Below are 24026 nucleotides of genomic sequence, written 5' to 3' on the forward strand. Positions count from 1 at the left end.
TTCTCGTCTCTCAGATTTTCGTCAGTATCAGGCCTGCCCAGGTGGCGAACAGGCCGCCCAACACGCTCAGCGCCGCATAGCCCATGGCCAGTGGCAGCTGGCCGCTTTCCAGCAGGCGCAGCGTGTCGAGGGAAAAGGATGAAAAAGTCGTCAGGCCACCCAGGAATCCCACCATGAGGCCCGAGCGGATTTCCACCGGCACCTCGGGACGCAGCAGGAACAAGCCATATAAATAGCCGATCAGCAGGCAGCCGACGATGTTGACCGCAAGGGTACCGGCGTAGAAGTAGCGTGGCCAGTAGGCAGCGACCAGATTGCCAGTAGCGAATCGAAGCAGCGTACCCGCCACGCCGCCGGCAGAGACCGCCAGAACAAGTCCGATCACGACTTTCTCCGTTGCCAGGGACTGCTGCGGTCCAGGTTCTTCAGGTGCTGCAGCTTGTCGCGGATCTTCAACTCCAGGCCGCGCGGTACCGGTTGGTAGTACTGCCGTGGCTCGAGCTGGTCGGGGAAGTAGTCTTCCCCTGCCGCATAGGCATCCGGCTCGTCATGGGCATAACGATACTCCTCGCCATAGCCGAGTTGCTTCATCAACTTGGTCGGAGCATTACGCAGGTGCAGCGGCACTTCCAGCGAACCGTTCTCGGCAGCGTCGCGCATGGCAGCCTTGAAGGCCATGTAGACAGCGTTGCTCTTCGGCGCGCAAGCCAGATAGGTGATGGCCTGGGCGACGGCCAGTTCGCCTTCGGGGCTCCCGAGGCGCTCCTGGACATCCCAGGCGGACAGGCAAAGGCTCAGAGCGCGCGGGTCGGCGTTGCCGATGTCCTCGCTGGCCATGCGCACGACCCGACGCGCGATGTACAGCGGATCACAACCGCCGTCGAGCATGCGTGCGTACCAGTAGAGCGCCGCATCCGGGTCGGAGCCGCGCACCGACTTGTGCAGGGCGGATATCTGGTCGTAGAACGCCTCACCGCCCTTGTCGAAGCGGCGACGGCTATCTCCCAGCAGGTTCTGCAGCAATTCAGCGCCAATCTCACCGCCGTCTTCGGCTAGGTCCGCCGCGTTTTCCAGCAGATTGAGCAGACGCCGGCCATCACCGTCGGCAGCTGCCATGAGAATGGAGAAGCTTTCGTCCGGCAGACTCAGCTGGCGCTTGCCCAGCCCCTTGTCTTCGCTCAAGGCACGGGCCACCAGCTTGCGTAGAGCAGCTTCGTCCAGGCTTTTCAGCACGTAGACGCGAGCGCGGGACAACAGCGCGTTGTTGAGCTCGAAGGAGGGGTTCTCGGTGGTGGCGCCGATGAAGATCAGGGTGCCGTCTTCCACGTAGGGCAGAAAGGCGTCCTGCTGGGACTTGTTGAAGCGGTGCACCTCATCCACGAAGAGGATGGTGCGGCGACCGTACTGGGCAGCCTGTTGCTTGGCCATTTCCACCGACTGACGGATTTCCTTCACCCCGGAAAGCACGGCCGAGATGGTCTCGAAATGAGCGTCGGTGACCTGTGCCAGCAGCTTGGCCAGGGTGGTCTTTCCTACGCCCGGCGGCCCCCAGAAGATCATCGAGTGCAGCGCGCCCTGCTCCAGCGCCTCGCGCAGCGGCTTGCCAGGCGCCAGCAGGTGCTCCTGGCCGACGTACTCGTCCAGGCTGGCGGCACGCAAGCGCGCTGCCAGCGGCTGGGCGATGGGTTCGGAGCGGAAGAGGTCCATGGGCGTTACAGCTTATTCCTGGATGACGTCGGCGCCTTCCGGAATCTGGAAGTTGAACTGCGCGGCGTCGATTGCCTGGTTCATCTTGATCCCGAGGAAGAGGATGTTGGTGCGCTGGCCAACGCTGTCGATCAGCTGCATGTCATTGATCACGCCATTGCGGAATGACAGTCGCAGAGTGTCAAACAGGGTGTCCTTGGCCTTGGGCTTGAGGATGAAGTCCACCACGTCGCCGCCTTCCTTGTGGGTGATCTCGAAATTCTCACTGATCTTCGAGACGTCACCTGACAGCAGCAGCGCCGGAGTGTGAGTCAGGCGCTGGTCCAGGGTCTGGATGGTCACCTGTTGCAGGTCCGGGTCATAGAGCCAAACCTTTTCACCATTGGACACCAGCAATTGCTCCATTGGCGCATCGGTGTGCCAACGGAAGAGCCCTGGACGCTTGAGTGACAACTCGCCAGAAGTTTCCTGCAGCTGGGTACCGGAGCCGTCCAGCGTCAGCTGGGAGAAGCGACCCGTGATGGTCTGGGCCTTGTTCAGCATTTCAGTCAGGCGGTTGATGGCCACATTGTCATCAGCCTGGGCGTTCAGGGCAGCCAGACCAAGTACGGCCACCATGAGCATGCGGATCAGTCGCATGGAAATCCTCGTCAAAAATCCGTTTCGGATCAGTCTCGCACCGGTGACGGCGCGATGACCTCGCGCGAACCGTTGCCGTTCATGGGGCTCACCACCCCAGCCATTTCCATCGCCTCGATCATGCGCGCGGCGCGGTTGTAGCCAATCTTCAGCTTGCGCTGTACCGCGGAAATCGAAGCGCGGCGGCTTTCGGTAACGAAGCGAACAGCCTCGTCGTAAAGCGGATCGTCTTCGCTGCCCTCGCTGCTACCTTCACCGCCGTCGAAGCCGCCGGAAGAACCGCCACCCCCCTCTTCCGCACCGGCGAGGATGTCTTCGATGTAGTCCGGTGCGCCACGCAGCTTCCAGGCCTCTACCACGCGGTGCACTTCGTCGTCGGAAACGAAGGCGCCATGCACGCGGATCGGCAAGCCCGTGCCCGGCGGCAGGTAGAGCATGTCACCGTGACCGAGCAACTGTTCCGCACCGCCCTGGTCGAGGATGGTGCGCGAGTCGATCTTGCTGGATACCTGGAACGCCATGCGGGTTGGGATGTTGGCCTTGATCAGGCCGGTGATTACGTCCACCGAGGGGCGCTGGGTCGCGAGGATGAGGTGGATACCGGCGGCACGCGCCTTCTGGGCGATACGAGCGATCAGCTCTTCGACCTTCTTGCCGACGATCATCATCATGTCGGCGAACTCGTCGACCACGACCACGATGGTTGGCAGTGTCTTCAGCAGCGGCGCCTCATCTTCCATGCTCTCACGACGATAGAGCGGGTCGGTCAGCGGCGTGCCAGCTTCCTCGGCATCCTTCACCTTGCGGTTGAAGCCCGCGAGGTTACGCACGCCCATGGCGGCCATCAGCTTGTAGCGCCGCTCCATCTCGGCGACGCTCCAGCGCAGGGCGTTGGCCGCTTCCTTCATGTCAGTGACCACCGGACACAGCAGGTGCGGAATGCCTTCGTAGATGGACAGCTCCAGCATCTTCGGGTCGATCATGATCATCCGCGCCTGCTCCGGCGTTGACTTGAACAGGATCGACAGGATCATGGCATTCACGCCCACCGACTTACCGGAACCCGTGGTACCGGCCACCAGCAGGTGAGGCATCTTGGCGAGGTCAGTGATGATCGGTTTACCGCCGATGTCATGGCCAAGGGCCAGGGTGACCGGCGACTTGGCTTCGTCGTATTCGGACGACTCCAGTACTTCGGAGAAGCGCACGATCTGACGGTCTTCGTTGGGAATCTCGATGCCGACGGTGGTCTTGCCGGGAATCACCTCTACGACGCGAACACTGATCACAGCCAGGGAGCGTGCCAGGTCCTTCGCCAGGTTGGAGATGCGGCTCACCTTCACGCCGGCAGCCGGCTGAATCTCGAATCGGGTAATCACCGGGCCCGGATGAACCGACTCCACAATCACTTCGACGCCGAATTCCTTCAGCTTGATTTCCAGAAGACGCGACATCGCTTCCAGGGATTCCGGCGAGAAGCTCTTCTGCTTCTTTTCCGCCGCGTCGAGGATGGAAATGGGCGGCAGAGTGCCTTCGATCGCCGTATCGACGAACAGCGGCGCCTGCTTTTCCTTTTGTACGCGCTTGCTCGGCTCGGCCGGCTTGGGCGACGGCGGAGGTGCTATGACCGGCGCAGGGCGCTTCTCCCGTTCGGTCATGTGTTTGGTCAGGGCTTCTTCGCGCTCGATGAGACGTTCCTTGACCTTGGCCTGCTCGCGACGATCAGGCACCACAGGCGCGGCCACTTCATTCACACGCACATCCACTTCACGCAACTTGGCCACTAGCTGCTTGCGCTCCAGACGGGCGCTCCACCAGCGGTTGACGGCGCTCTGGATGAGTTCGAAGAGATCGAGGGTGATCTTCCCGGTCAAGTCCATGACCTTGAACCAGGACAGGTCGGTGAACACGGTCAGACCGAACAGGAACAGGGCGAAGAACAGCAGCGTGCTGCCTTGCACATTGAGGGCATTGACCGACAGATGACTGAGGCTTTCGCCGAGGGCGCCGCCAGCGGAAGCCGGCAGGCCCGCGTGGTCCTGGAAGTGGATATCGGCCAGCGCGGCGCCGGACAGCACCAGGAAGACCAGGCCGATCAGGCGCCAGGAGAAGAGCCAGCCGCTCCAGTCGATAGACTCATGGCGGTGCCGGAAGACTTGCAGCGTCTTGATGGCCAGCAGCAGCGGGAAGATATAGGCGAAGTAGCCCAGTGCCATGAACAGGATATCGGCGAACCAGGCACCGAGTCGGCCAGCCGCATTCTGCACCTGCTCGACGTTGCTGGTGTGCGTCCAGCCCGGATCCGAGGAATCGTAGGTGAGCAGCGCCATCCACAGGTAGAGGCAGACTGCGCCCAGCGCGATCAACGCACCTTCCTTGAGGCGATAATGCAATTGCTGGCGCCAGACAGGAATCTGGGCTCTGGTCGTGGAATTCTTCAAAACGCGTCTTTTCCTGCGCCCGTGGCGCGTTCAAGAGTCGGTCGAGGGTGAAAGTCCGCCAGGCAGTGTGCCATCACGGGCTCCAACCCATTCGGAACGTGGCCCATTGTACGGATTTGCCCGCGCGACGCCATGTGGGAACGGATTGTCGCTCCGGCGTTTTGGCGACGTCTCGCGCTTCGGTGTAGCATAGCCGCCAACGATTTGCGCAATGCTCAATTGGAGCATGCATTCTCTTTCGTGACAAAGACTTATGGAGCCTTTTTATGAGCGAAGTCAAGCATTCCCGATTGATCGTCCTGGGCTCCGGCCCAGCGGGTTACACCGCGGCCGTATATGCCGCTCGCGCCAACCTCAAGCCGGTGGTCATCACCGGCATCCAGCCTGGCGGCCAACTGACCACCACCACCGAAGTGGACAACTGGCCCGGTGATGTCGAAGGCCTGACCGGTCCGGCCCTGATGGAGCGCATGCAGAAGCACGCCGAGCGCTTCGACACTGAGATTGTTTACGACCACATCCACACCGCCGAGTTGCAGAAGCGCCCGTTCATCCTCAAGGGTGACAGCGGCACCTACAGCTGCGACGCACTGATCCTCGCCACCGGCGCCTCCGCCCAGTACCTCGGCCTTCCGTCCGAGGAAGCCTTCGCCGGCAAGGGCGTCTCCGCCTGCGCCACTTGCGACGGTTTCTTCTATCGCAACCAGGTGGTCTGCGTGGTCGGCGGCGGCAACACTGCGGTTGAAGAAGCACTCTACCTGGCCAACATCGCCAAGGAAGTGCACCTCATCCACCGCCGCGACAAGCTGCGTTCCGAGAAGATCCTCCAGGACAAGCTGTTCGAGAAAGCCGCCAACGGCAACGTCCGCCTGCACTGGAACCACACCCTGGATGAAGTTCTAGGCGACAACACCGGCGTAACTGGCGTGCGCCTGAAGAGCACCGCCGACGGCAGCACCAAAGAGCTGCCTCTGGCCGGCGTCTTCATCGCCATCGGCCACAAGCCGAACACCGACCTGTTCAAGGGCCAGCTGGAAATGCGTGATGGCTACCTGATCGTCCAGGGTGGCCTCGAAGGCAACGCCACCGCCACTAGCATCCCCGGTGTATTCGCTGCCGGCGACGTCGCAGACCACGTGTACCGCCAGGCGATCACCTCCGCCGGCTCGGGCTGCATGGCCGCGCTGGACGCCGAAAAGTTCCTCGACGACAACTGACAGGCACGGCGGACCTTCGGGTCCGCCCTCCCCTCCTCCATGCTCACCTGGCTGCAACGCGACGCTCTCGACTTCCCGCCACTCGGGCGCGCCATGCGCGAACCCAACGGCCTGCTCGCGGCCGGCGGCGACCTGTCGCCTGAGCGACTGATCAAGGCTTATCGCCACGGCTGCTTCCCCTGGTACCAGGAAGGCCAGCCCATCCTATGGTGGTCTCCCGATCCACGGACCGTGTTGCCACCGCAGGAGATCCACATCTCCCGCAGCCTTTCCAAGCTGATGCGCCAGAATCGCTTCCGGGTGACCTTCGACCAGGCATTCCCCGCGGTCATCGAAGGCTGTGCCGAGCCGCGCAACTACGCCGACGGCACCTGGATCACGTCATCCATGCAGTCCGCCTATGTCGAGCTACACCGCCGCGGCGTGGCGCATTCCGTGGAAGTCTGGCAAGACGACAAGCTCGTCGGCGGCCTGTATGGCCTCGCCATGGGCAAGCTGTTCTTCGGTGAATCCATGTTCAGCAGGGTCGACAACGCCTCCAAGGTCGGCTTTGCCACCCTCGTGCAGCACCTGCACAAGTGGGGATTCGTACTCATCGATTGCCAGATGCCCACCCAGCACCTGCAGAGTTTTGGCGCCCGCACCATCAGCCGCGAGAAGTTCGCCCGCTACCTGCAGCTCTACCTCGACCAGCCGAACGTCGCTGACTGGATCGCCTAGGCGAGCCCCGCAGCCTGACATACACTTGCTGAAGGGTTCCCCCGGGGGTTGATCATGACCGAGCTGGCTCGTCTCAAGTTTTACGCCACTCAACCGCATCCATGCAGCTACTTGCCCGAGGAGCAGGCCACCACCCTGTTCCTCGACCCCAGCCAGCCCATGGACGTGGATGTCTATGCCGAACTCTCGGAAATGGGTTTCCGCCGCAGCGGCGACCACCTCTACCGCCCCCACTGCCAGCGTTGCAATGCCTGCGTACCGGCGCGCATTCCGGCCGATCAGTTCATCCCCAATCGCCAGCAGAAGCGCATCCTCAGGCGCAACGCGGACCTCACCGTGATCGCCGTACGCCCGGCATTTACCGAGGAGTACTACGCGCTTTACGTTCGCTATATCGAGCAGCGCCACGCCGACGGTGACATGTATCCGCCCAGCCGTGACCAGTTCTCCACCTTCCTGGTGCGCGACCTGCCCTTTTCGCGCTTCTACGAATTCCGCCTCAACGGCGCATTGAAGGCGGTGGCCGTCACGGACGTCCTGCCCAATGGGCTTTCAGCGGTCTACACCTTCTACGACCCCGACGAGGAGCGTCGCAGCCTTGGCCGCTATGCCATCCTCTGGCAGATCGGCGAAACCGCTCGCCTTGGCCTGCAGGCCGTCTATCTCGGCTACTGGATCAAGAACTGCAGGAAGATGAACTACAAGACCCAGTACCGACCTATCGAGCTGTTCGTCAATCAGCGCTGGGTGACGCTTAGCTGAAGCCCTTGGCGAGCAGTGCTGTTTTCGGGCACAATGCACGCCGTTTTTGCCCGCCGCCTCTGCGGCAGGGCCCATCATTGAATACCGAGGGCTTTACTGCATGTCGAAAGAAGACAGCTTCGAAATGGAAGGCACTGTCATCGACACCCTGCCCAACACCATGTTCCGTGTGGAGTTGGAAAATGGGCACGTCGTCACCGCGCACATTTCCGGCAAGATGCGCAAGAATTACATCCGCATCCTCACCGGCGATAAAGTTCGCGTCGAGCTGACGCCGTACGATCTGAGCAAGGGCCGCATCACCTACCGCGCCCGCTGATCGAATGGTCATAAAAAAGCCCGGCATCTGCCGGGCTTTTTTGTGGATGGCCGTCAGGCCATCTCTGCAGTGGTTTCGAACTCGAAGCTGAGCTCCTCGCCCTTGACGTCGACGTGCACCACTCCGCCGTGCTCGGCCAGTTCGCCAAACAGGATTTCCTCCGCCAGCGGGCGCTTGATCTTGTCCTGGATCAGGCGCGCCATGGGCCGAGCCCCCATTTGCGCATCGTAGCCACGCTCAGCCAGCCAACCGCGCGCCTCATCACTGACAACCAACTGCACCCGCTTGTCTTCCAACTGGGCCTGCAGCTCCGTGAGGAACTTGTCCACGACGTTCTTGATGACTTCGTGGCTCAGGCGGCCGAACTGGATGATGGTATCCAGGCGGTTGCGGAATTCCGGCGTGAAGCTCTTGCGAATGACTTCCATGGCATCCGAGGAGTGATCCTGCAGGGTGAAGCCAATGGAAGCCCGCGCAGCAGTTTCGGCGCCGGCGTTGGTGGTCATGATCAGGATCACGTTACGGAAGTCCGCCTTGCGGCCATTGTTGTCAGTCAGAGTGCCGTGGTCCATCACCTGCAGCAGCAGGTTGAAGACTTCCGGGTGAGCCTTTTCGATCTCATCCAGCAGCAACACGCAGTGCGGCATCTTGGTGATGGCTTCGGTCAGCAGGCCGCCCTGGTCGAAACCGACATACCCCGGAGGTGCACCGATCAGACGCGAAACGGTGTGGCGCTCCATGTACTCGGACATGTCGAAGCGGAGCAGCTCGATACCCATCGCCTTCGCCAACTGGCGCGCCACCTCGGTCTTGCCCACACCGGTTGGGCCGGCGAACAGGAAGGAACCGACCGGCTTATCCGGAGACTTGAGGCCCGCGCGGGAAAGCTTGATGGCGGTCGACAGGGAATCGATGGCGGCGTCCTGGCCGAACACCGTCAGCTTCAGGTCGCGCTCCAGGTTACGCAGCAGTTCCTTGTCGGAGCTGGTGACGTGTTTTGGAGGAATCCGCGCGATCTTGGCCACAATGTCTTCGACCTGCGCCACCTCGATACGCTTGGCGCGCTTCTCTTCCGGCTGCAGACGCTGGTAGGCGCCGGCTTCGTCGATCACATCGATTGCCTTGTCGGGCATGTGCCGGTCGTTGATGTAGCGCGCCGCCAGTTCAGCCGCGGCACGCAGCGCCTCATCGCTGTACTCGATGTGGTGATGCTGCTCGAAGCGCGCCTTGAGCCCCTTGAGGATGCCCACGGTGTCCTCGACCGACGGTTCTGTCACGTCAACTTTCTGGAAGCGCCGCGCCAGCGCCCGATCCTTCTCGAAAATGCCGCGGAACTCCTGGAAGGTAGTGGAGCCGATGCAACGGATCTCGCCGGAAGAAAGCAGCGGCTTGAGGAGGTTCGACGCATCCATCACCCCGCCCGATGCTGCGCCCGCACCAATGATGGTGTGGATTTCATCGATGAAGAGGATGGCGTGCGGGCGTTTGCGCAGCTCATTGAGCAGCGCCTTGAAGCGCTTCTCGAAGTCACCGCGATATTTGGTACCCGCCAGTAGCGCGCCGAGATCCAGGGAATAGACCACGCTGTCGGCCAGCAGGTCAGGTACCTGATTGTCGACAATGCGCTTGGCCAGGCCTTCGGCGATGGCAGTCTTGCCGACACCGGCCTCACCGACCAGCAGCGGATTGTTCTTGCGGCGACGCGCCAGAATCTGGGCAACGCGCTCCACTTCGATCTCGCGACCGACCAGCGGATCGATCCGCCCCATGCGCGCCAACTCGTTGAGGTTGCTGGCATAGGCATCCAGCGGATGGCCGGAAGCGGAGGCTTCGCCACCCTCTTCGTCCTGCATCTCCTGGTCGTGTTCGTGCTGCTCGCCATGGCCCGGCACCTTGGAGATGCCATGGGCGATGTAGTTGACGACGTCGATACGGGCCACGCTCTGCTGCTTCAGCAGGAATACGGCCTGGCTCTCCTGCTCACTGAAGATGGCGACCAATACGTTGGCGCCAGTGACTTCACGCTTCCCGGAACTCTGCACGTGGAATACCGCGCGCTGCAGAACGCGCTGGAATCCAAGCGTGGGCTGGGTTTCACGGTCTTCGTCGTGCTGCGGAATCAGCGGGGTGGTGGAGTCGATGAACTCCTGCAGGTCGTGCCGCAGTTTGTCCATGTTCGCGCCACATGCACGCAATACGGTGGCAGCGGCTTCGTTATCCAGCAGTGCGAGCAACAAGTGCTCGACCGTCATGAATTCGTGGCGCTTGGCGCGGGCCTCCTTGAAGGCAAGATTGAGGGTGACTTCGAGCTCGCGGTTCAACATGGCTTCACCTCATACCCAAGCGGCGGCGTTAACCGTCCTTCTCGATCTCACAGAGCAGCGGATGCTGGCTCTCTCTCGCATATTGATTGACCTGCATGGCCTTGGTTTCGGCGATGTCGCGAGTGAACACGCCACAAACCGCCCGACCCTCCGTATGCACGGTCAGCATGATCTTGGTGGCGAGTTCCCGGTTCATACCGAAGAACGTCTCGAGCACCTCGACCACAAAATCCATAGGGGTGTAGTCATCGTTAAACATCACCACCTTATACATAGGTGGCGCCTGCAGGGCCGGTTTCGCTTCCTGCACCGCCAGGCCCGTGGAGTCGTCCTCATGATGCTGCGGACTGTCCTGATTGAATGTTAGTCGAATCTGGCTGCTTGCATGCATGCTGGAAATAAAGGTCATGGATGAATGAAAACGGCTACTGGAAAGACTTTGATCCGTTTCTCAGGCGTTACGGGGAACGCCTTGACTAACGGCAAAACGGTGTTACAACCAGTGGATACCCGTCTTCGGGTATCAGGGGTTCCATGCGCGCGGCCATGGCGGCCTTCGGGGCATGGAGTCGAAGTGGATGATACTCCAGTGATGGAGTCCTTTGCAGAGGGATATCAGCATGCTTAGCGGTAAGGTCAAGTGGTTCAACAACGCCAAAGGCTATGGATTCATCCTCGCCGAAGGCCGAGATGAGGACCTGTTCGCCCACTATTCGGCCATCCAGATGGACGGCTACAAGACGCTAAAGGCTGGACAGCCGGTAAGCTTCGATATCATCCAGGGCCCGAAAGGGCTACACGCCGTGAATATTCGACCAGTCACGGCCACCACCGAAGCACCTGCCTCAATCAGCCAACCCCAGGGCAGCACGGTAGAAGTTTGAGCCCCGCAATATTTGGGCATAAAAAAGGCCGGTCAGATGACCGGCCTTTTCGTGTCCGCCTTCTGACTCACATATGAGCAATGAGGGCGTCGCCGAACTCGGAGCACGACAGCAGCTTGGCGCCATCCATCAGACGCTCGAAGTCGTAGGTTACGGTCTTCGCGGCGATGGCACCGTTGGTGCCCTTGATGATCAGGTCAGCAGCTTCGGTCCAGCCCATGTGGCGCAGCATCATCTCGGCGGAGAGGATGACCGAACCCGGGTTCACCTTGTCCTGGCCAGCATACTTCGGCGCGGTACCGTGAGTAGCTTCGAACATGGCGACGGTGTCGGACAGGTTGGCGCCGGGCGCGATGCCGATACCACCCACCTCAGCCGCCAGGGCGTCGGACAGGTAGTCACCGTTCAGGTTGAGGGTGGCGATCACGTCGTACTCGGCCGGACGCAGCAGGATCTGCTGCAGCATGGCGTCGGCGATCACGTCCTTGACCACGACGTTCTTGCCGGTGCGCGGGTTCTTGAACTGCATCCACGGCCCGCCATCCAGCAGCTCGGCGCCAAATTCGTCGCGAGCGACCTCGTAGCCCCACTCTTTGAAGGCACCTTCGGTGAACTTCATGATGTTGCCCTTGTGGACGATGGTCACGGAGCTGCGATCGTTATCCACGGCGTACTGCAGGGCCTTGCGCACCAGGCGTTTGGTGCCATCCTGGGAAACCGGCTTGATGCCGATGCCGCAGTTTTCGGTGAAGCGGATCTTCTTGACGCCCATTTCCTCGGTGAGGAACTTGATGACCTTCTCGGCCTCGGGGCTGCCGGCCTTCCACTCGACGCCGGCATAAATGTCTTCAGAGTTCTCACGGAAGATCACCATGTCGACGTCGCCAGGTTTTTTCACCGGGCTGGGCACGCCTTCGAACCAGCGCACCGGACGCTGGCAGACATAGAGATCGAGCTCCTGGCGCAGGGCCACGTTGAGCGAACGAATGCCACCACCGACCGGCGTGGTCAGCGGGCCCTTGATGGAAACGACGTAGTCGCGAACGGCTTCGAGGGTTTCTTTCGGCAGCCAGGTGTCCTGATCGTAGACCTGAGTGGCCTTCTCACCGGCATAGACTTCCATCCAGGAAATCTTGCGGGCATTGCCGTACGCCTTGGCGACGGCGGCATCCACTACCTTGATCATGACAGGGCTGATGTCGACGCCGATGCCGTCACCCTCGATGAACGGGATGATCGGGTTGTTCGGTACGTTCAGGGACATATCTGCATTGACGGTGATTTTGTCACCGACTGCCGGCACCTGGATCTTTTGGTATCCCATGCTGAGCTCCGTGTTGTGGTTGAGAACGCTCTTGCAGCTCGTGAGCCTACTCCAGTTGTCCGGTCATCGACCATATCTTCCTTAGTCGAAATCGCACGTCTGAGTCAGCCCACCCAAAGGAGTGGTATACTGCGCGCCGTGACTTGATAGTCATCGGGGGCGAGCAGTCTGGGACCAGACTCACTGTCCTCGTCGCAGCCGTGCCACCACCATGGATCGACTGCACAACGCTCTACTGGCGCTCCATTACCCCCGCGGCAATTCTCGACATAGCTCAATTCGACATTGAGCGAATGCGTCTACCAATGCGCTTCGAGACTCTGTGCGCGCCCAGAAAAGAAGAGAGTTAAACGTTAATGTCCAACCGTCCGAAGATTACTTACACCTTCACCGACGAAGCCCCCGCGCTCGCCACCTACTCCCTCCTCCCCATCGTCAAAGCCTTCTCCGCTTCAGCCGGCATCGACGTCGAAACCCGCGACATCTCTCTTGCAGGACGCATCCTGGCCTCCTTCGCTGACAAGCTTGCAGCTGACAAGCGCATCGAAGACGATCTGGCCTACCTGGCTGTACTGGCCACCTCGCCTGACGCCAACATCGTAAAACTCCCGAACATCAGTGCCTCCGTGCCCCAGCTCAAGGGCGCCATCGCCGAGTTGCAGGCCCTGGGTTACGACGTGCCGAACTTCCCGGAAGACCCGCAGACCGACGAAGAGAAAGACATCCGCGCCCGCTATGCCAAGGTCCTGGGCAGCGCCGTGAACCCGGTACTGCGCGAAGGCAACTCCGACCGCCGCGCTCCCGCCGCCGTCAAGGCCTACGCCCGCAAGCACCCGCACTCCATGGGCAAGTGGAGCATGGCCTCCCGCTCCCACGCCGACTACATGCGTGGCGGCGACTTCTTCTCCAGCGAGCAGTCCATCACCATGGCCAAGGCCGGTGACGTACGCATCGAATTCGTTGGCAAGGACGGCAAGGTCGAGGTCAAGAAGCAGCTTTCCCTGCAGGATGGCGAAGTCCTCGACAGCATGTTCATGAGCTGCAAGAAGCTGCGCACCTTCTTCGAACAGACCCTGCAGGACTGCAAGGAGACCGGCGTCATGTGGTCCCTGCACGTCAAGGCGACCATGATGAAGGTCTCCCACCCGATCGTCTTCGGCCACGCGGTCAGCGTTTACTACAAGGACGTGTTCGACAAGTACGGTGACCTGTTCAAGGAACTGGGCGTAAACCCGAACAACGGCATCAGCAGCGTCTACGACAAGATCAAGGTGCTGCCGGCTTCCCAGCAGGAAGAGATCCATCACGACATTCACGAGGTGTACAGCCACCGCCCGGAAATGGCGATGGTCGACTCCGTGAAGGGCATCACCAACCTGCACATCCCAAGCGACGTGATCGTCGACGCCTCCATGCCGGCAATGATCCGCAACTCCGGCCAGATGTGGGGCAAGGACGGCAAGCAGAAAGACACCAAAGCGGTGATGCCGGAGAGCACCTACGCTCGCATCTACCAAGAGATGATCAACTTCTGCAAGACCAATGGCGCCTTCGACCCGACCACTATGGGCACCGTGCCGAACGTCGGCCTGATGGCCCAGAAGGCCGAGGAATACGGCTCCCACGACAAGACCTTCGAAATGACCGCCGACGGCACCATGCGCGTCGTGGCCGCCGATGGCAGCGTGCTGATGCAGCATGAAGTGGAAGCCGGCGACATCTGGCGCGCCTGCCAGACCAAGGACGCCCCGATCCGTGATTGGGTCAAGCTGGCCGTTACCCGCGCCCGCCTGTCCAACACCCCGGCCATCTTCTGGCTGGACCCGGAGCGCGCCCACGATCGCGAACTGCGCAAGAAGGTCGAACTGTACCTGCAGGACCACGACCTGACCGGCCTGGACATCAGCATCAAGGGCTACAACGAAGCCATCCGTACCAGCATGGAGCGCCAGCTGCGTGGCCAGGACACCATTTCGGTGACCGGCAACGTACTGCGCGACTACCTGACCGACCTGTTCCCGATCATGGAGCTGGGCACCTCGGCCAAGATGCTGTCCATCGTTCCGCTGATGGCAGGCGGCGGCATGTACGAGACCGGCGCTGGCGGTTCGGCTCCCAAGCACGTACAGCAGTTGGTTGAAGAGAACTACCTGCGCTGGGATTCCCTCGGCGAGTTCCTGGCCCTGGCCGTTTCCCTGGAAGAAACCGGTATCAAGACCGGCAACGCCAAGGCCAAGATCCTGGGCAAGACCCTCGACGAAGCCACCGGCAAGCTGCTGGACAACAACAAGTCCCCGGCGCGCAAGGTTGGCGAGCTGGACAACCGTGGCAGCCACTTCTACCTGGCACTGTACTGGGCCCAGGCCCTGGCCGCGCAGAACGACGACGCCGAACTGAAGGCGCACTTCGCTCCGCTGGCCAAGACACTGACCGAGAAGGAAGCGACCATCGTCGCTGAACTGAACGGCGCCCAGGGCAAGGCCGTGGACATCGGCGGCTACTACCGTTCGAACCCGGAGCTGACCAGCCAGGTGATGCGCCCCAGCGCCACCTTCAACGCTGCGATCGACGGCCTGCTGGCTTAAGCGACAGAGCGACACAGGAAACCCCGGGCATTGCCCGGGGTTTCTTTTTTCCGCCACCGGCGATTTATGATGTCGCCCCCTTTCCGGAGCCTTGCCGATGACCTGGCAACCCCACATCACCGTCGCGACCATTGTCGAGGACCAGGGCCGCTTCCTTCTGGTGGAGGAAGAAGCCGATGGTCGCGCCGTATTCAACCAGCCCGCCGGCCACCTTGAAGCCAACGAGACTCTCCTTGAAGCCGCGCTGCGCGAAACCTTCGAGGAAACCGGCTGGGAAGTAGAACTGACCGCCGTCACCGGCATCTACCTCTACACCGCACCCAGCAATGGCGTGACCTACCAGCGCGTCTGCTTCGCCGCCAAGCCGCTGCGCCACCACCCGGACCAGCAGCTGGACGACGGCATCATCGGCCCACGTTGGCTGACCCGCGAAGAACTCCTGACCGAGAAGGATCGCTGGCGCAGCCATCTGGTCATGCGCTGCATCGATGACTACCTGGCAGGCGAGCGCTTCCCCCTCAGCCTCGTCCGGGACGCCTGAGCCCTCAATGGCGCACCTACGAAAGGCAGGCCTACGCAGCTGATCGCGAGCCGGTTCTGATAGAATTCCGCTTTTGCGTAATTAGCCAGTGCAGATTCCCATGCGTGATCCAGCCAACACCCGCGTCATAGTCGGCATGTCCGGCGGCGTCGACTCCTCGGTTTCCGCCCTTCTCCTGCTCGAACAGGGCTATCAGGTTGAAGGCCTGTTCATGAAGAACTGGGACGAAGACGACGGCACCGAGTACTGCACCGCCAAGGTAGACCTGGCCGATGCCCAGGCCGTCTGCGACCGCATCGGTATCAAGCTGCATACCGCGAACTTCGCCGCCGAGTATTGGGACCATGTGTTCGAGCACTTCCTTGAGGAATACAAGGCCGGCCGCACGCCCAATCCGGACATCCTCTGCAACCGCGAGATCAAGTTCAAAGCCTTCCTCGACTACGCCCTCTCCCTGGGCGCCGACCTGATCGCCACCGGCCACTACGTGCGCCGCCGGGACATCGACGGACGCACCGAGTTGCTCAAGGGCCTGGACCCGAACAAGGACCAGAGCTACTTCCTCCACGCGGTTGGCGGCGAACAGATCGCCCGCACCCTGTTCCCCGTGGGTGAGTTGGAGAAGCCCGAAGTACGCGCCATCGCCGAAAAATACGGCCTGGCCACCGCGCGCAAGAAGGATTCCACCGGTATCTGCTTCATCGGCGAGCGTCGCTTCACCGACTTCCTCAAGCAGTACCTGCCCGCACAACCCGGCGATATCGAAACCACCGAAGGCGATGTCATCGGCCGCCATCATGGCCTGATGTACCACACCATCGGTCAGCGCCAGGGCTTGGGCATCGGCGGCATGAAAGACGCGAGCGATGAGCCCTGGTACGTCCTCGCGAAGGACCTGTCGCGCAACGTACTGATCGTGGGCCAGGGCAACGAGAACCCCTGGCTTTACTCCCGCTCGCTGAAGGTGTCTGAGATCTACTGGGTAAACCCCATCGACCTCCGCCAGCCGCGCCAACTAAAGGCCAAGGTGCGCTATCGCCAGAGCGACCAGCCCTGCACCCTGGAAGCGACTGCTGACGGTTATGTTGCGGTGTTCGACGAAGCCCAGCGGGCCGTCACCCCGGGACAATCCGTGGTCTTCTACGACGGTGAAATCTGCCTCGGCGGCGGCGTGATCGAAAGCGCCGAGCCTTCGGATGCCGGAGTGAAACGCCCATGAACCAGACCCGTGAGCAATTGGTCGCCCTCGGCGCCGTCTTCGAAGCGGCCGCCCTGGTGGATCGCATTGCCAAGACCGGCCAGATCAGCGAACCACCGCTCGGCTGCATGCTCGGCAGCCTGCTGGTCCGGGACCCGAAAGACACGCTCGACGTCTACGGCGGTGACGACATCAACCTGCGCGACGGCTACAAGGCCCTGGTCAGCGCCCTCGAGCGCGAGCCCTCCAGCCTGCAGCGCGAGCCCCTGCGTTACGCCCTGGCCCTTCTGACCCTGGAGCGCCAGCTGGCCAAGCGCGGCGATATGCTCGACGTGATCGGCACCCGCCTGGACCAGATCCAGCAGCAGGTGCAGCACTTCGGCCTGGTGCACGACAACGTCATCGCCGCTTGCGCCAGCCTCTACCAGGACACGCTGAGCACCTTCCGCCAGCGCATCCAGGTACACGGCGACATGCGCCACCTGCAGCAATCCAGCAACGCCGCGAAGATCCGCGCCCTGCTGCTCACCGGCATCCGCGCCGCGCGCCTCTGGCGCCAGCTGGGTGGCAATCGCTGGCAGCTCCTGTTCAGCCGTCGCAAGCTGCTCAACGAGCTTTACCCGCTCCTGCGCGGCTGACTCGCCTGCGCCATGTGTCGTCGACCATGGCGCACAAGCAGCGAGCGGGACGAAAACCATGTATGATGTGCGCCCCTTTTCGTTGACCGATTGTCCGAGAACGCACTCATGCAGCTTTCCTCGCTCACCGCGGTTTCCCCCGTAGATGGCCGCTACGCCGGCAAAACCAGCGCACTGCGCCCGATCTTCAGCGAATACGGCCTGATCCGTTTTCGCGTCCAGGTAGAGGTCCGCTGGTTGCAGCGCCTTGCCGCCCATGCCGGTATCCCGGAAGTCGCGCCCTTCTCCGCCGAAGCCAACGCCCTGCTCGACAAGCTGGCCGAAGACTTCCAGCTGGAGCATGCCGAGCGCATCAAGGAAATCGAGCGCACCACCAACCACGACGTGAAAGCCGTGGAATACCTGCTCAAGGAGCAGGCCGCCAAGCTGCCCGAGCTGGCCAAGGTCAGCGAATTCATCCACTTCGCCTGCACCAGCGAGGACATCAACAATCTGTCCCACGCCCTGATGCTGCGCGAGGGCCGCGACCAGGTCGTGCTGCCGCTGATGCGCCAACTGGCCAACGCTATCCGCGATCTGGCCGTGCGCTTCGCCGACGTGCCGATGCTCTCCCGCACCCACGGCCAGCCGGCCTCGCCGACCACCCTCGGCAAGGAAATGGCCAACGTCGTGTACCGCCTGGAGCGTCAGATTGCCCAGGTAGCCGCCGTACCGCTGCTGGGCAAGATCAACGGCGCCGTGGGCAACTACAACGCCCACCTGTCCGCCTATCCGGACGTCGACTGGGAAGCCAACGCCCGCGAGTTCATCGAAGGTGACCTGGGGCTTACCTTCAACCCCTACACCACCCAGATCGAGCCGCACGACTACATCGCCGAGCTGTTCGACGCCGTTGCCCGCTTCAACACCATCCTCATCGACTTCGACCGCGACGTCTGGGGCTATATTTCGCTCGGCTACTTCAAGCAGAAGACCATCGCCGGCGAGATCGGCTCTTCGACCATGCCGCACAAGGTCAACCCGATCGACTTCGAGAACTCCGAAGGCAACCTGGGCATCGCCAACGCCCTGCTCCAGCACCTGGCCAGCAAACTGCCGATCTCCCGCTGGCAGCGCGACCTGACTGACTCCACCGTGCTGCGCAACCTCGGTGTCGGCTTCGCTCACAGCGTCATCGCCTATGAAGCAACCCTTAAGGGAATCAGCAAGTTGGAGCTGAATGCTCAACGTATTGCTGAAGACCTGGACGCCTGCTGGGAAGTCCTCGCCGAGCCGATCCAGACCGTGATGCGCCGCTACGCGATCGAGAATCCGTACGAGAAGCTCAAGGAACTGACTCGCGGCAAGGGCATCAGCCCGGAAGCGCTGCAGACTTTCATCGATGGCCTGGATATTCCGGCCGAGGCCAAGGCCGAACTGCGCAAAATGACCCCCGCCAGCTACATCGGTAACGCTGTAGCCCAGGCCAAGCGCATCTGATTGGTTTTGAACCAGTGCACGCCCGGCTGTGCCGGGCGTTTTTATTTCAAAGGCTTAGACATGAATCCTGATACTCCTCTTCAACTTCTGGGCGGCCTTACCGCGCGTGAATTCCTGCGCGACTACTGGCAACAGAAGCCGCTTCTGATCCGCCAGGCCATCCCCGGATTCGAAAGCCCCATCTCTCCCGACGAGCTCGCGGGCCTTTCCCTGGAAGAGGAAGTTGAATCCCGCGTGGTTCTCGAGCACGGCGAGCGCCCCTGGGAAATGCGTCGCGGCCCCTTCGCCGAAGACACCTATCAGAACCTTCCCGAGCGCGACTGGACCCTGCTGGTCCAGGCGGTCGACCAGTTCGTCCCGGAAGTCGCCGAACTGCTGGAGCACTTCCGCTTCCTGCCGAGCTGGCGCATCGATGACGTGATGATCAGCTACGCCGCGCCAGGTGGCGGTGTAGGACCGCATTTCGACAACTACGACGTGTTCCTCCTGCAGGGCCACGGCCGCCGCCGCTGGAAGATCGGCCAGATGTGCGACGCCGAGAGCGCCCTGCTGCCCCACGCCGACCTGCGCATCCTCGCCGACTTCCAGCAGACTGACGAATGGGTTCTGGAGCCCGGCGACATGCTCTACCTGCCGCCGCGCCTCGCCCATTTCGGTATCGCCGAGGACGACTGCATGACCTATTCCGTTGGCTTCCGCGCCCCCAGCGCTGCCGAAGTACTGACCCACTTCACCGACTTCCTCGCGCAATTCCTGCCAGACGAAGAACGCTACAGCGACGCTGGCACCGCCCCCGCCAGCGACCCGCATGAAATCCAGCGCGACGCCCTGGACCGCCTCAAGGTCCTGCTCAACGAGCACATGAGCGACGAACGCCTACTACTCACCTGGTTCGGCCAGTTCATGACCGAGCCGCGCTACCCGGAACTGGTCGCCGGCGCAGACGTAGAGGAAGAGGACTTCCTTGGCGCAATCGAAGACGGCGCGGTACTGATCCGCAACCCCAGCGCACGCCTGGCCTGGTCCGAAGTCGATATTGGCCTGGTGCTCTTCGCCAGCGGCCAGAGCCGCCTGCTGCCGAGCAGCCTGCGCGAACTCCTCAAACTGATCTGCGCTGCCGAAGCATTGCATTTCGACAATCTCGGCCAATGGCTGGGCGATGAGGACGGGCGTAAGCTTCTTCTGGAACTGATCAAGCAAGGAAGTCTGGAGTTTGCCGATGAGTGAGATACACGTCCGCGTTGCCGACTGGCAGAAGGACAATGCCGACCTGCGCCGTATTCGTGAGGCCGTATTCATCGCCGAGCAATCCGTCGCACCGGAACTGGAGTGGGACACCGAAGATGCGGACGCCGTGCACTTTCTCGCCTTCGAGCGGGACTATGCTATCGGCACCGCCCGCTTGTTGCCGGATGGCCACATCGGCCGCGTTTCGGTCCTCAAGGACTGGCGCGGACTCAAAGTCGGTGACCGGCTGCTGCAGGCAGCCATCGCTGAAGCCGAACGCCGTGGCCTGAAGCGCCAGATGCTCTCGGCACAGGTCCACGCCACCGCGTTCTACGAACGCCACGGCTTCAAGATCGTCAGCAGCGAGTTCCTCGAGGCTGGCATTCCCCACGTGGACATGGTGCGCGAAAGCCAGTAGAGGTCCGAATGAACGAAAACGCCCCGGAAGCTGCCGAGAACGAAGTCGAATTACCGGCAATCGAGTTCCAGTCGCCGGGGCGTTTCAGCATTCACAATCCAACGCCCCCTCAGCCCGAAGCCGCCGACTGGGAACCCGCCCCATTCAGCCTCGGCATCCACGACCGACTCGAACGCTTCAGCACCCTGGAAGATGCCCGCGCCCATGCCCTTGCGCTGATGCAGCAGGCCCGCCGCCGACTGTGCCTGTACAGCCCGGACCTCGAACCCTGGCTCTACCACAACAGCGCCATCCAACAGGCCTGCACCCGCCTGCTGGTCAGCGACCCCAAGTGCCAACTGCGCATCCTCGTGCGCGACCTGAGCCGCGCCGTGAAGGAAGGCCATCGCCTGCTCAGCCTGAGTCGGCGCCTCTCCAGCAACTTCCAGATTCGCCGGATCAACCCCGACCACCCCTCGGAGGACCTCGCCTATCTGATCGCCGATGATCGCGGCCTGCTCGTACGCCCCGAGCCCGAGCAACTGGCCGGCTACGCCCTGTACAACGACCCCGGAAGGACCCGGCTGCAGCAGACCCGCTTCGACCAGGCCTGGGACCTGAGCATTACCGACCCCGATTTGCGGAGCTTCCTGATATGACCCCACGCGCCCTGCTCGCAGCCCTCCTCCTGCTCGTCTGCCTGCCCCTGCAGGCGGCGACGGAGCTCATCCAGCTGCGCTACCGCACAGCGGATGAGCTGCTGCCGATGGCGCAGTCGGTGCTGGGCAACGAGGGTCGCGTCAGCGCCTACGGCAACCAACTGATCGTCAACGCCGAACCGGCGAAGATCAGCGAACTGCGCAACCTGCTCGACCAGCTCGACACGAAGCCGCGACGCCTGCTGATCAGTGTCGATACCAGCGACAGCAACTTCCAGAGCGACCGCGGCTATGCGGTCAATGGTTCGGCCAGCGCCGGTGGCGTCGAAGTCCAGGCCGGCCGTGGCGAAGTGAATGGCCGTGACCAGGTCCGCATCATTCGCCGCAGCACCGACAGCCGTGGCGCGGGCGTGCAGCAGGTGCAGACCACCGAGGGCTACCCGGCGCTGATCCAGGTGGGCCAGAGCGTCCCCCTCACCACGACCAGCAGCGGTCCCTACGGCGAGGTCTACAGCAACACCGAATACCGCAACGTGACCCGCGGCTTCTACGTCACCGCCACCCTTTCCGGCGAACTGGTGCACGTCAGCATCAGCAGCAACCGGGATCGCCTTAACAGCAGCCAGCCCGGCGTGATCGACGTGCAGAGCACCGACACCAAGGTGAGTGGACGCCTTGGCGAGTGGATCACCATCGGCGCAGTGAACGAGGACAGCCAGTCCGACCAGAGTGGCTTCCTGCGCCACCGCACCACCCAGGGACGTGAAGACATGACCCTGCGCCTCAAGGTCGACGCGGTCGACTGACAGCCTCTTTTCAGACCACCCGGTCTCATCCGAAGGTCTTATGTAGTAGTCCAAAAAAAACACTACAAAACGATTGACGAACACTTGTTTGAAAGAGCAAGATGGCCTCGCTCCCGCTAGCCAGGGGCTCTGAAAAGGGCCTCCGGGTCGCGCTCCAGCCAACCAGCCGAGCCGACCCGTGTTGTAACAGCCCATAAGGCAGTGCGACGAGGTTGCGACTGGAACGAGGTTGTCCTGAGGGACGGGGAAGCACCCGCAACAATCGCAGGATCGAAGGCAGTGCCCGGCAGATCGCCCAACGGTTTCCACGAACCGGCAAGTGATCGAAGAGCGCAAAACCACCCATCGATTTCGCGAGCGTCTGCAGTCAGTCACCCCTCCTCCAGCTACATCTCTCCAGTCGGTCCTTCGACGCGCTGCGGTGAGCAACCCGCAATAACCTTCAGAACGCAGGTTTTTGAGTGGGAAAGTCGGTGCTCAACCCCATACACACTTTGAAGGATTGACCATGTCCGCTTATCAAAACGACATCAAGGCCATTGCCGCTCTGAAAGAAGCGAACGGCAACAGCTGGAGCGCTATCAACCCCGAGTCGGTTGCCCGTATGCGCGCCCAGAACCGCTTCAAGACCGGTCTGGATATCGCCAAGTACACTGCGGCCATCATGCGTAAGGACATGGCCGAGTACGACGCCGACTCCTCCGTCTACACCCAATCCCTGGGCTGCTGGCACGGCTTCATCGGTCAGCAGAAGCTGATCTCCATCAAGAAGCACCTGAAGACCACCAACAAGCGTTACCTCTACCTGTCCGGCTGGATGGTTGCCGCGCTGCGTTCCGATTTCGGCCCGCTGCCTGACCAGTCCATGCACGAGAAGACTGCCGTTTCCGGCCTGATCGAAGAGCTCTACACCTTCCTGCGCCAGGCTGACGCCCGCGAACTGGACCTGCTGTTCACCGCGCTGGACGCCGCCCGCGCTGCTGGCGACAAAGCCAAGCAGGACGAGATCCAGGCTCAGATCGACGGCTACGAAACTCACGTAGTACCGATCATTGCCGACATCGACGCTGGTTTCGGTAACCCGGAAGCCACCTACCTGCTGGCCAAGAAAATGATCGAAGCTGGTGCCTGCTGCATCCAGATCGAGAACCAGGTTTCCGACGAGAAGCAGTGCGGCCACCAGGACGGCAAAGTGACCGTTCCGCACGAAGACTTCCTCGCCAAAATCAACGCCGTTCGCTACGCCTTCCTCGAGCTGGGCGTTGACGACGGCGTGATCGTTGCCCGTACCGACTCCCTGGGTGCAGGCCTGACCAAGCAGATCGCCGTGACCAAGCAACCGGGCGACCTGGGCGACCAGTACAACTCCTTCCTGGACTGCGACGAAATCAACGCATCCGACCTGCAGAACGGCGACGTGGTGATCAACCGCGGTGGCAAGCTGCTGCGTCCGAAGCGTCTGCCGAGCAACCTGTTCCAGTTCCGCAAGGGCACCGGCGAAGACCGCTGCGTCCTGGACTGCATCACCTCGCTGCAGAACGGCGCCGACCTGCTGTGGATCGAAACCGAGAAGCCCCACGTTGGCCAGATCAAAGGCATGGTTGACCGCATCCGCCAGGTCATCCCGAACGCCAAGCTGGTTTACAACAACAGCCCGTCCTTCAACTGGACCCTGAACTTCCGTCAGCAAGTGTTCGATGCGTTCGTTGCTGAAGGCAAAGATGTTTCCGCCTACGACCGCACCAAGCTGATGAGCGTCGAGTACGACGAAACCGAGCTGGCCCAGGTTGCAGACGAGAAGATCCGCACCTTCCAGCGCGACGGTTCGGCCCACGCCGGCATCTTCCACCACCTGATCACCCTGCCGACCTACCACACCGCGGCCCTGTCCACCGACAACCTGGCCAAGGGTTACTTCGCCGACCAGGGCATGCTGGCCTACGTGAAGGGTGTTCAGCGTCAGGAACTGCGTCAGGGCATCGCCTGCGTCAAGCACCAGAACATGGCTGGCTCCGACATCGGCGACAACCACAAAGAGTACTTCGCTGGCGAAGCTGCTCTGAAAGCGAGCGGTAAAGACAACACCATGAACCAGTTCCACTAAGAGGAACTGCCACCGGCCGACCACGCATCGGCCGGACATGGCGAGTCAAGAAGAC

At 61.8% G+C, this 24026-nt stretch carries 22 protein-coding genes; 15 read left to right on the forward strand and 7 right to left on the reverse strand.

Going from position 1 to position 24026, the window contains the following annotated elements; all coding sequences use genetic code 11:
- Positions 1-10 precede the first annotated feature (10 nt).
- From crcB to ftsK, 4 genes are read right to left on the reverse strand one after another with little or no spacing between them, the layout of a single operon-like run.
- Entirely contained in the window at positions 11-385 is a 375-nt protein-coding gene (gene crcB / locus E8E91_RS23395) for a fluoride efflux transporter CrcB (protein ID WP_280365381.1), read from the reverse strand.
- Positions 382-1707: a replication-associated recombination protein A gene (locus E8E91_RS23400; RefSeq protein WP_280379207.1), complete on the reverse strand. Its 1326-nt coding sequence runs from the start codon at positions 1705-1707 to the stop codon at positions 382-384. Before E8E91_RS23400 ends, crcB begins: the two co-directional genes overlap by 4 nt.
- 12 nt (positions 1708-1719) lie before the next feature.
- Entirely contained in the window at positions 1720-2346 is a 627-nt protein-coding gene (lolA, locus tag E8E91_RS23405) for an outer membrane lipoprotein chaperone LolA (protein WP_280365377.1), read from the reverse strand.
- A 29-nt stretch (positions 2347-2375) separates the two neighbouring features.
- Positions 2376-4787: a DNA translocase FtsK gene (ftsK, locus tag E8E91_RS23410; RefSeq protein WP_280379209.1), complete on the reverse strand. Its 2412-nt coding sequence runs from the start codon at positions 4785-4787 to the stop codon at positions 2376-2378.
- A 266-nt stretch (positions 4788-5053) separates the two neighbouring features.
- Here ftsK and trxB point away from each other — a divergent pair, with 266 nt between their 5' ends.
- The 4 genes from trxB to infA all read left to right on the forward strand — a co-directional run bounded on the left by trxB (position 5054) and on the right by infA (position 7805).
- The gene (gene trxB, locus E8E91_RS23415; protein WP_280365374.1) at positions 5054-6004 is read left to right on the forward strand and encodes a thioredoxin-disulfide reductase; all 951 of its coding nucleotides are present in this window, start codon (positions 5054-5056) and stop codon (positions 6002-6004) included.
- A gap of 39 nt (positions 6005-6043) precedes the next feature.
- Positions 6044-6724, forward strand: a complete 681-nt coding sequence (gene aat, locus E8E91_RS23420; RefSeq protein ID WP_280379212.1) for a leucyl/phenylalanyl-tRNA--protein transferase — start codon at positions 6044-6046, stop codon at positions 6722-6724.
- Positions 6725-6778: 54 nt separating this feature from the next.
- Positions 6779-7486, forward strand: coding sequence for an arginyltransferase (locus E8E91_RS23425; protein WP_280379214.1), 708 nt, complete (start codon positions 6779-6781; stop codon positions 7484-7486).
- Positions 7487-7586: 100 nt separating this feature from the next.
- Positions 7587-7805, forward strand: a complete 219-nt coding sequence (gene infA, locus E8E91_RS23430; RefSeq protein ID WP_016492441.1) for a translation initiation factor IF-1 — start codon at positions 7587-7589, stop codon at positions 7803-7805.
- Between the two features lie 53 nt (positions 7806-7858).
- Here the strand turns inward: infA and clpA are convergent, their stop codons facing one another.
- Together clpA and clpS are read right to left on the reverse strand one after the other, a co-directional pair.
- Complete coding sequence (gene clpA / locus E8E91_RS23435; protein WP_280379216.1) at positions 7859-10129, reverse strand: ATP-dependent Clp protease ATP-binding subunit ClpA; 2271 nt, start codon at positions 10127-10129, stop codon at positions 7859-7861.
- 28 nt (positions 10130-10157) lie between these two features.
- On the reverse strand, positions 10158-10520 hold the full coding sequence (gene clpS / locus E8E91_RS23440; protein ID WP_120655211.1) for an ATP-dependent Clp protease adapter ClpS: 363 nt from the start codon (positions 10518-10520) through the stop codon (positions 10158-10160).
- 229 nt (positions 10521-10749) lie between these two features.
- On the opposite strand from clpS, the gene cspD reads away from it, so the two are divergent.
- Complete coding sequence (gene cspD / locus E8E91_RS23445; protein ID WP_280328677.1) at positions 10750-11013, forward strand: cold shock domain-containing protein CspD; 264 nt, start codon at positions 10750-10752, stop codon at positions 11011-11013.
- Between the two features lie 67 nt (positions 11014-11080).
- On the opposite strand, the gene icd is transcribed toward cspD, so the two are convergent.
- On the reverse strand, positions 11081-12337 hold the full coding sequence (gene icd, locus E8E91_RS23450; RefSeq protein WP_280379219.1) for an NADP-dependent isocitrate dehydrogenase: 1257 nt from the start codon (positions 12335-12337) through the stop codon (positions 11081-11083).
- Between the two features lie 356 nt (positions 12338-12693).
- On the opposite strand from icd, the gene E8E91_RS23455 reads away from it, so the two are divergent.
- The 10 genes from E8E91_RS23455 to E8E91_RS23500 all read left to right on the forward strand — a co-directional run bounded on the left by E8E91_RS23455 (position 12694) and on the right by E8E91_RS23500 (position 23971).
- Positions 12694-14922, forward strand: coding sequence for an NADP-dependent isocitrate dehydrogenase (locus E8E91_RS23455; protein ID WP_280379220.1), 2229 nt, complete (start codon positions 12694-12696; stop codon positions 14920-14922).
- A gap of 97 nt (positions 14923-15019) precedes the next feature.
- On the forward strand, positions 15020-15463 hold the full coding sequence (locus E8E91_RS23460) for an NUDIX hydrolase (RefSeq protein WP_280379221.1): 444 nt from the start codon (positions 15020-15022) through the stop codon (positions 15461-15463).
- A gap of 100 nt (positions 15464-15563) precedes the next feature.
- Complete coding sequence (gene mnmA / locus E8E91_RS23465) at positions 15564-16682, forward strand: tRNA 2-thiouridine(34) synthase MnmA (protein WP_280379224.1); 1119 nt, start codon at positions 15564-15566, stop codon at positions 16680-16682.
- The gene (gene hflD, locus E8E91_RS23470) at positions 16679-17299 is read left to right on the forward strand and encodes a high frequency lysogenization protein HflD (RefSeq protein ID WP_280379226.1); all 621 of its coding nucleotides are present in this window, start codon (positions 16679-16681) and stop codon (positions 17297-17299) included. The genes mnmA and hflD overlap by 4 nt, the downstream gene beginning before the upstream one ends.
- A 108-nt stretch (positions 17300-17407) precedes the next feature.
- Positions 17408-18778: an adenylosuccinate lyase gene (gene purB / locus E8E91_RS23475; protein ID WP_153922512.1), complete on the forward strand. Its 1371-nt coding sequence runs from the start codon at positions 17408-17410 to the stop codon at positions 18776-18778.
- A 60-nt stretch (positions 18779-18838) separates the two neighbouring features.
- A complete protein-coding gene (locus E8E91_RS23480) occupies positions 18839-20005 on the forward strand; it encodes a cupin domain-containing protein (protein WP_280379228.1) in 1167 nt (388 codons plus the stop codon).
- Entirely contained in the window at positions 19998-20423 is a 426-nt protein-coding gene (locus tag E8E91_RS23485) for a GNAT family N-acetyltransferase (protein WP_028628738.1), read from the forward strand. Before E8E91_RS23480 ends, E8E91_RS23485 begins: the two co-directional genes overlap by 8 nt.
- An 8-nt stretch (positions 20424-20431) precedes the next feature.
- Positions 20432-21061, forward strand: a complete 630-nt coding sequence (locus E8E91_RS23490; RefSeq protein ID WP_280379230.1) for a histone acetyltransferase HPA2 — start codon at positions 20432-20434, stop codon at positions 21059-21061.
- Complete coding sequence (locus E8E91_RS23495; protein WP_280379233.1) at positions 21058-21867, forward strand: secretin N-terminal domain-containing protein; 810 nt, start codon at positions 21058-21060, stop codon at positions 21865-21867. Before E8E91_RS23490 ends, E8E91_RS23495 begins: the two co-directional genes overlap by 4 nt.
- A 508-nt stretch (positions 21868-22375) precedes the next feature.
- Positions 22376-23971 carry an isocitrate lyase gene (locus tag E8E91_RS23500; RefSeq protein WP_280379236.1) on the forward strand — a complete coding sequence of 532 codons (1596 nt, stop codon included), beginning with the start codon at positions 22376-22378 and terminating at the stop codon, positions 23969-23971.
- Positions 23972-24026 lie beyond the last annotated feature (55 nt).

The sequence above is a fragment of the Pseudomonas sp. BN515 genome (assembly GCF_029873155.1).
Lineage (GTDB): Bacteria > Pseudomonadota > Gammaproteobacteria > Pseudomonadales > Pseudomonadaceae > Metapseudomonas.

Coding starts and splice junctions, on each gene's coding strand:
- icd (WP_280379219.1), bottom strand. CDS start 12,337: ATGGGATACCAAAAGATCCAGGTGCCGGCAGTCGGTGACAAAATCACC.
- E8E91_RS23480 (WP_280379228.1), top strand. CDS start 18,839: ATGAATCCTGATACTCCTCTTCAACTTCTGGGCGGCCTTACCGCGCGT.
- E8E91_RS23495 (WP_280379233.1), top strand. CDS start 21,058: ATGACCCCACGCGCCCTGCTCGCAGCCCTCCTCCTGCTCGTCTGCCTG.
- E8E91_RS23425 (WP_280379214.1), top strand. CDS start 6,779: ATGACCGAGCTGGCTCGTCTCAAGTTTTACGCCACTCAACCGCATCCA.
- trxB (WP_280365374.1), top strand. CDS start 5,054: ATGAGCGAAGTCAAGCATTCCCGATTGATCGTCCTGGGCTCCGGCCCA.
- infA (WP_016492441.1), top strand. CDS start 7,587: ATGTCGAAAGAAGACAGCTTCGAAATGGAAGGCACTGTCATCGACACC.
- E8E91_RS23485 (WP_028628738.1), top strand. CDS start 19,998: ATGAGTGAGATACACGTCCGCGTTGCCGACTGGCAGAAGGACAATGCC.
- aat (WP_280379212.1), top strand. CDS start 6,044: ATGCTCACCTGGCTGCAACGCGACGCTCTCGACTTCCCGCCACTCGGG.
- E8E91_RS23455 (WP_280379220.1), top strand. CDS start 12,694: ATGTCCAACCGTCCGAAGATTACTTACACCTTCACCGACGAAGCCCCC.
- cspD (WP_280328677.1), top strand. CDS start 10,750: ATGCTTAGCGGTAAGGTCAAGTGGTTCAACAACGCCAAAGGCTATGGA.
- purB (WP_153922512.1), top strand. CDS start 17,408: ATGCAGCTTTCCTCGCTCACCGCGGTTTCCCCCGTAGATGGCCGCTAC.
- clpA (WP_280379216.1), bottom strand. CDS start 10,129: ATGTTGAACCGCGAGCTCGAAGTCACCCTCAATCTTGCCTTCAAGGAG.
- mnmA (WP_280379224.1), top strand. CDS start 15,564: ATGCGTGATCCAGCCAACACCCGCGTCATAGTCGGCATGTCCGGCGGC.
- E8E91_RS23490 (WP_280379230.1), top strand. CDS start 20,432: ATGAACGAAAACGCCCCGGAAGCTGCCGAGAACGAAGTCGAATTACCG.
- clpS (WP_120655211.1), bottom strand. CDS start 10,520: ATGCATGCAAGCAGCCAGATTCGACTAACATTCAATCAGGACAGTCCG.
- E8E91_RS23500 (WP_280379236.1), top strand. CDS start 22,376: ATGTCCGCTTATCAAAACGACATCAAGGCCATTGCCGCTCTGAAAGAA.
- lolA (WP_280365377.1), bottom strand. CDS start 2,346: ATGCGACTGATCCGCATGCTCATGGTGGCCGTACTTGGTCTGGCTGCC.
- hflD (WP_280379226.1), top strand. CDS start 16,679: ATGAACCAGACCCGTGAGCAATTGGTCGCCCTCGGCGCCGTCTTCGAA.
- E8E91_RS23460 (WP_280379221.1), top strand. CDS start 15,020: ATGACCTGGCAACCCCACATCACCGTCGCGACCATTGTCGAGGACCAG.
- E8E91_RS23400 (WP_280379207.1), bottom strand. CDS start 1,707: ATGGACCTCTTCCGCTCCGAACCCATCGCCCAGCCGCTGGCAGCGCGC.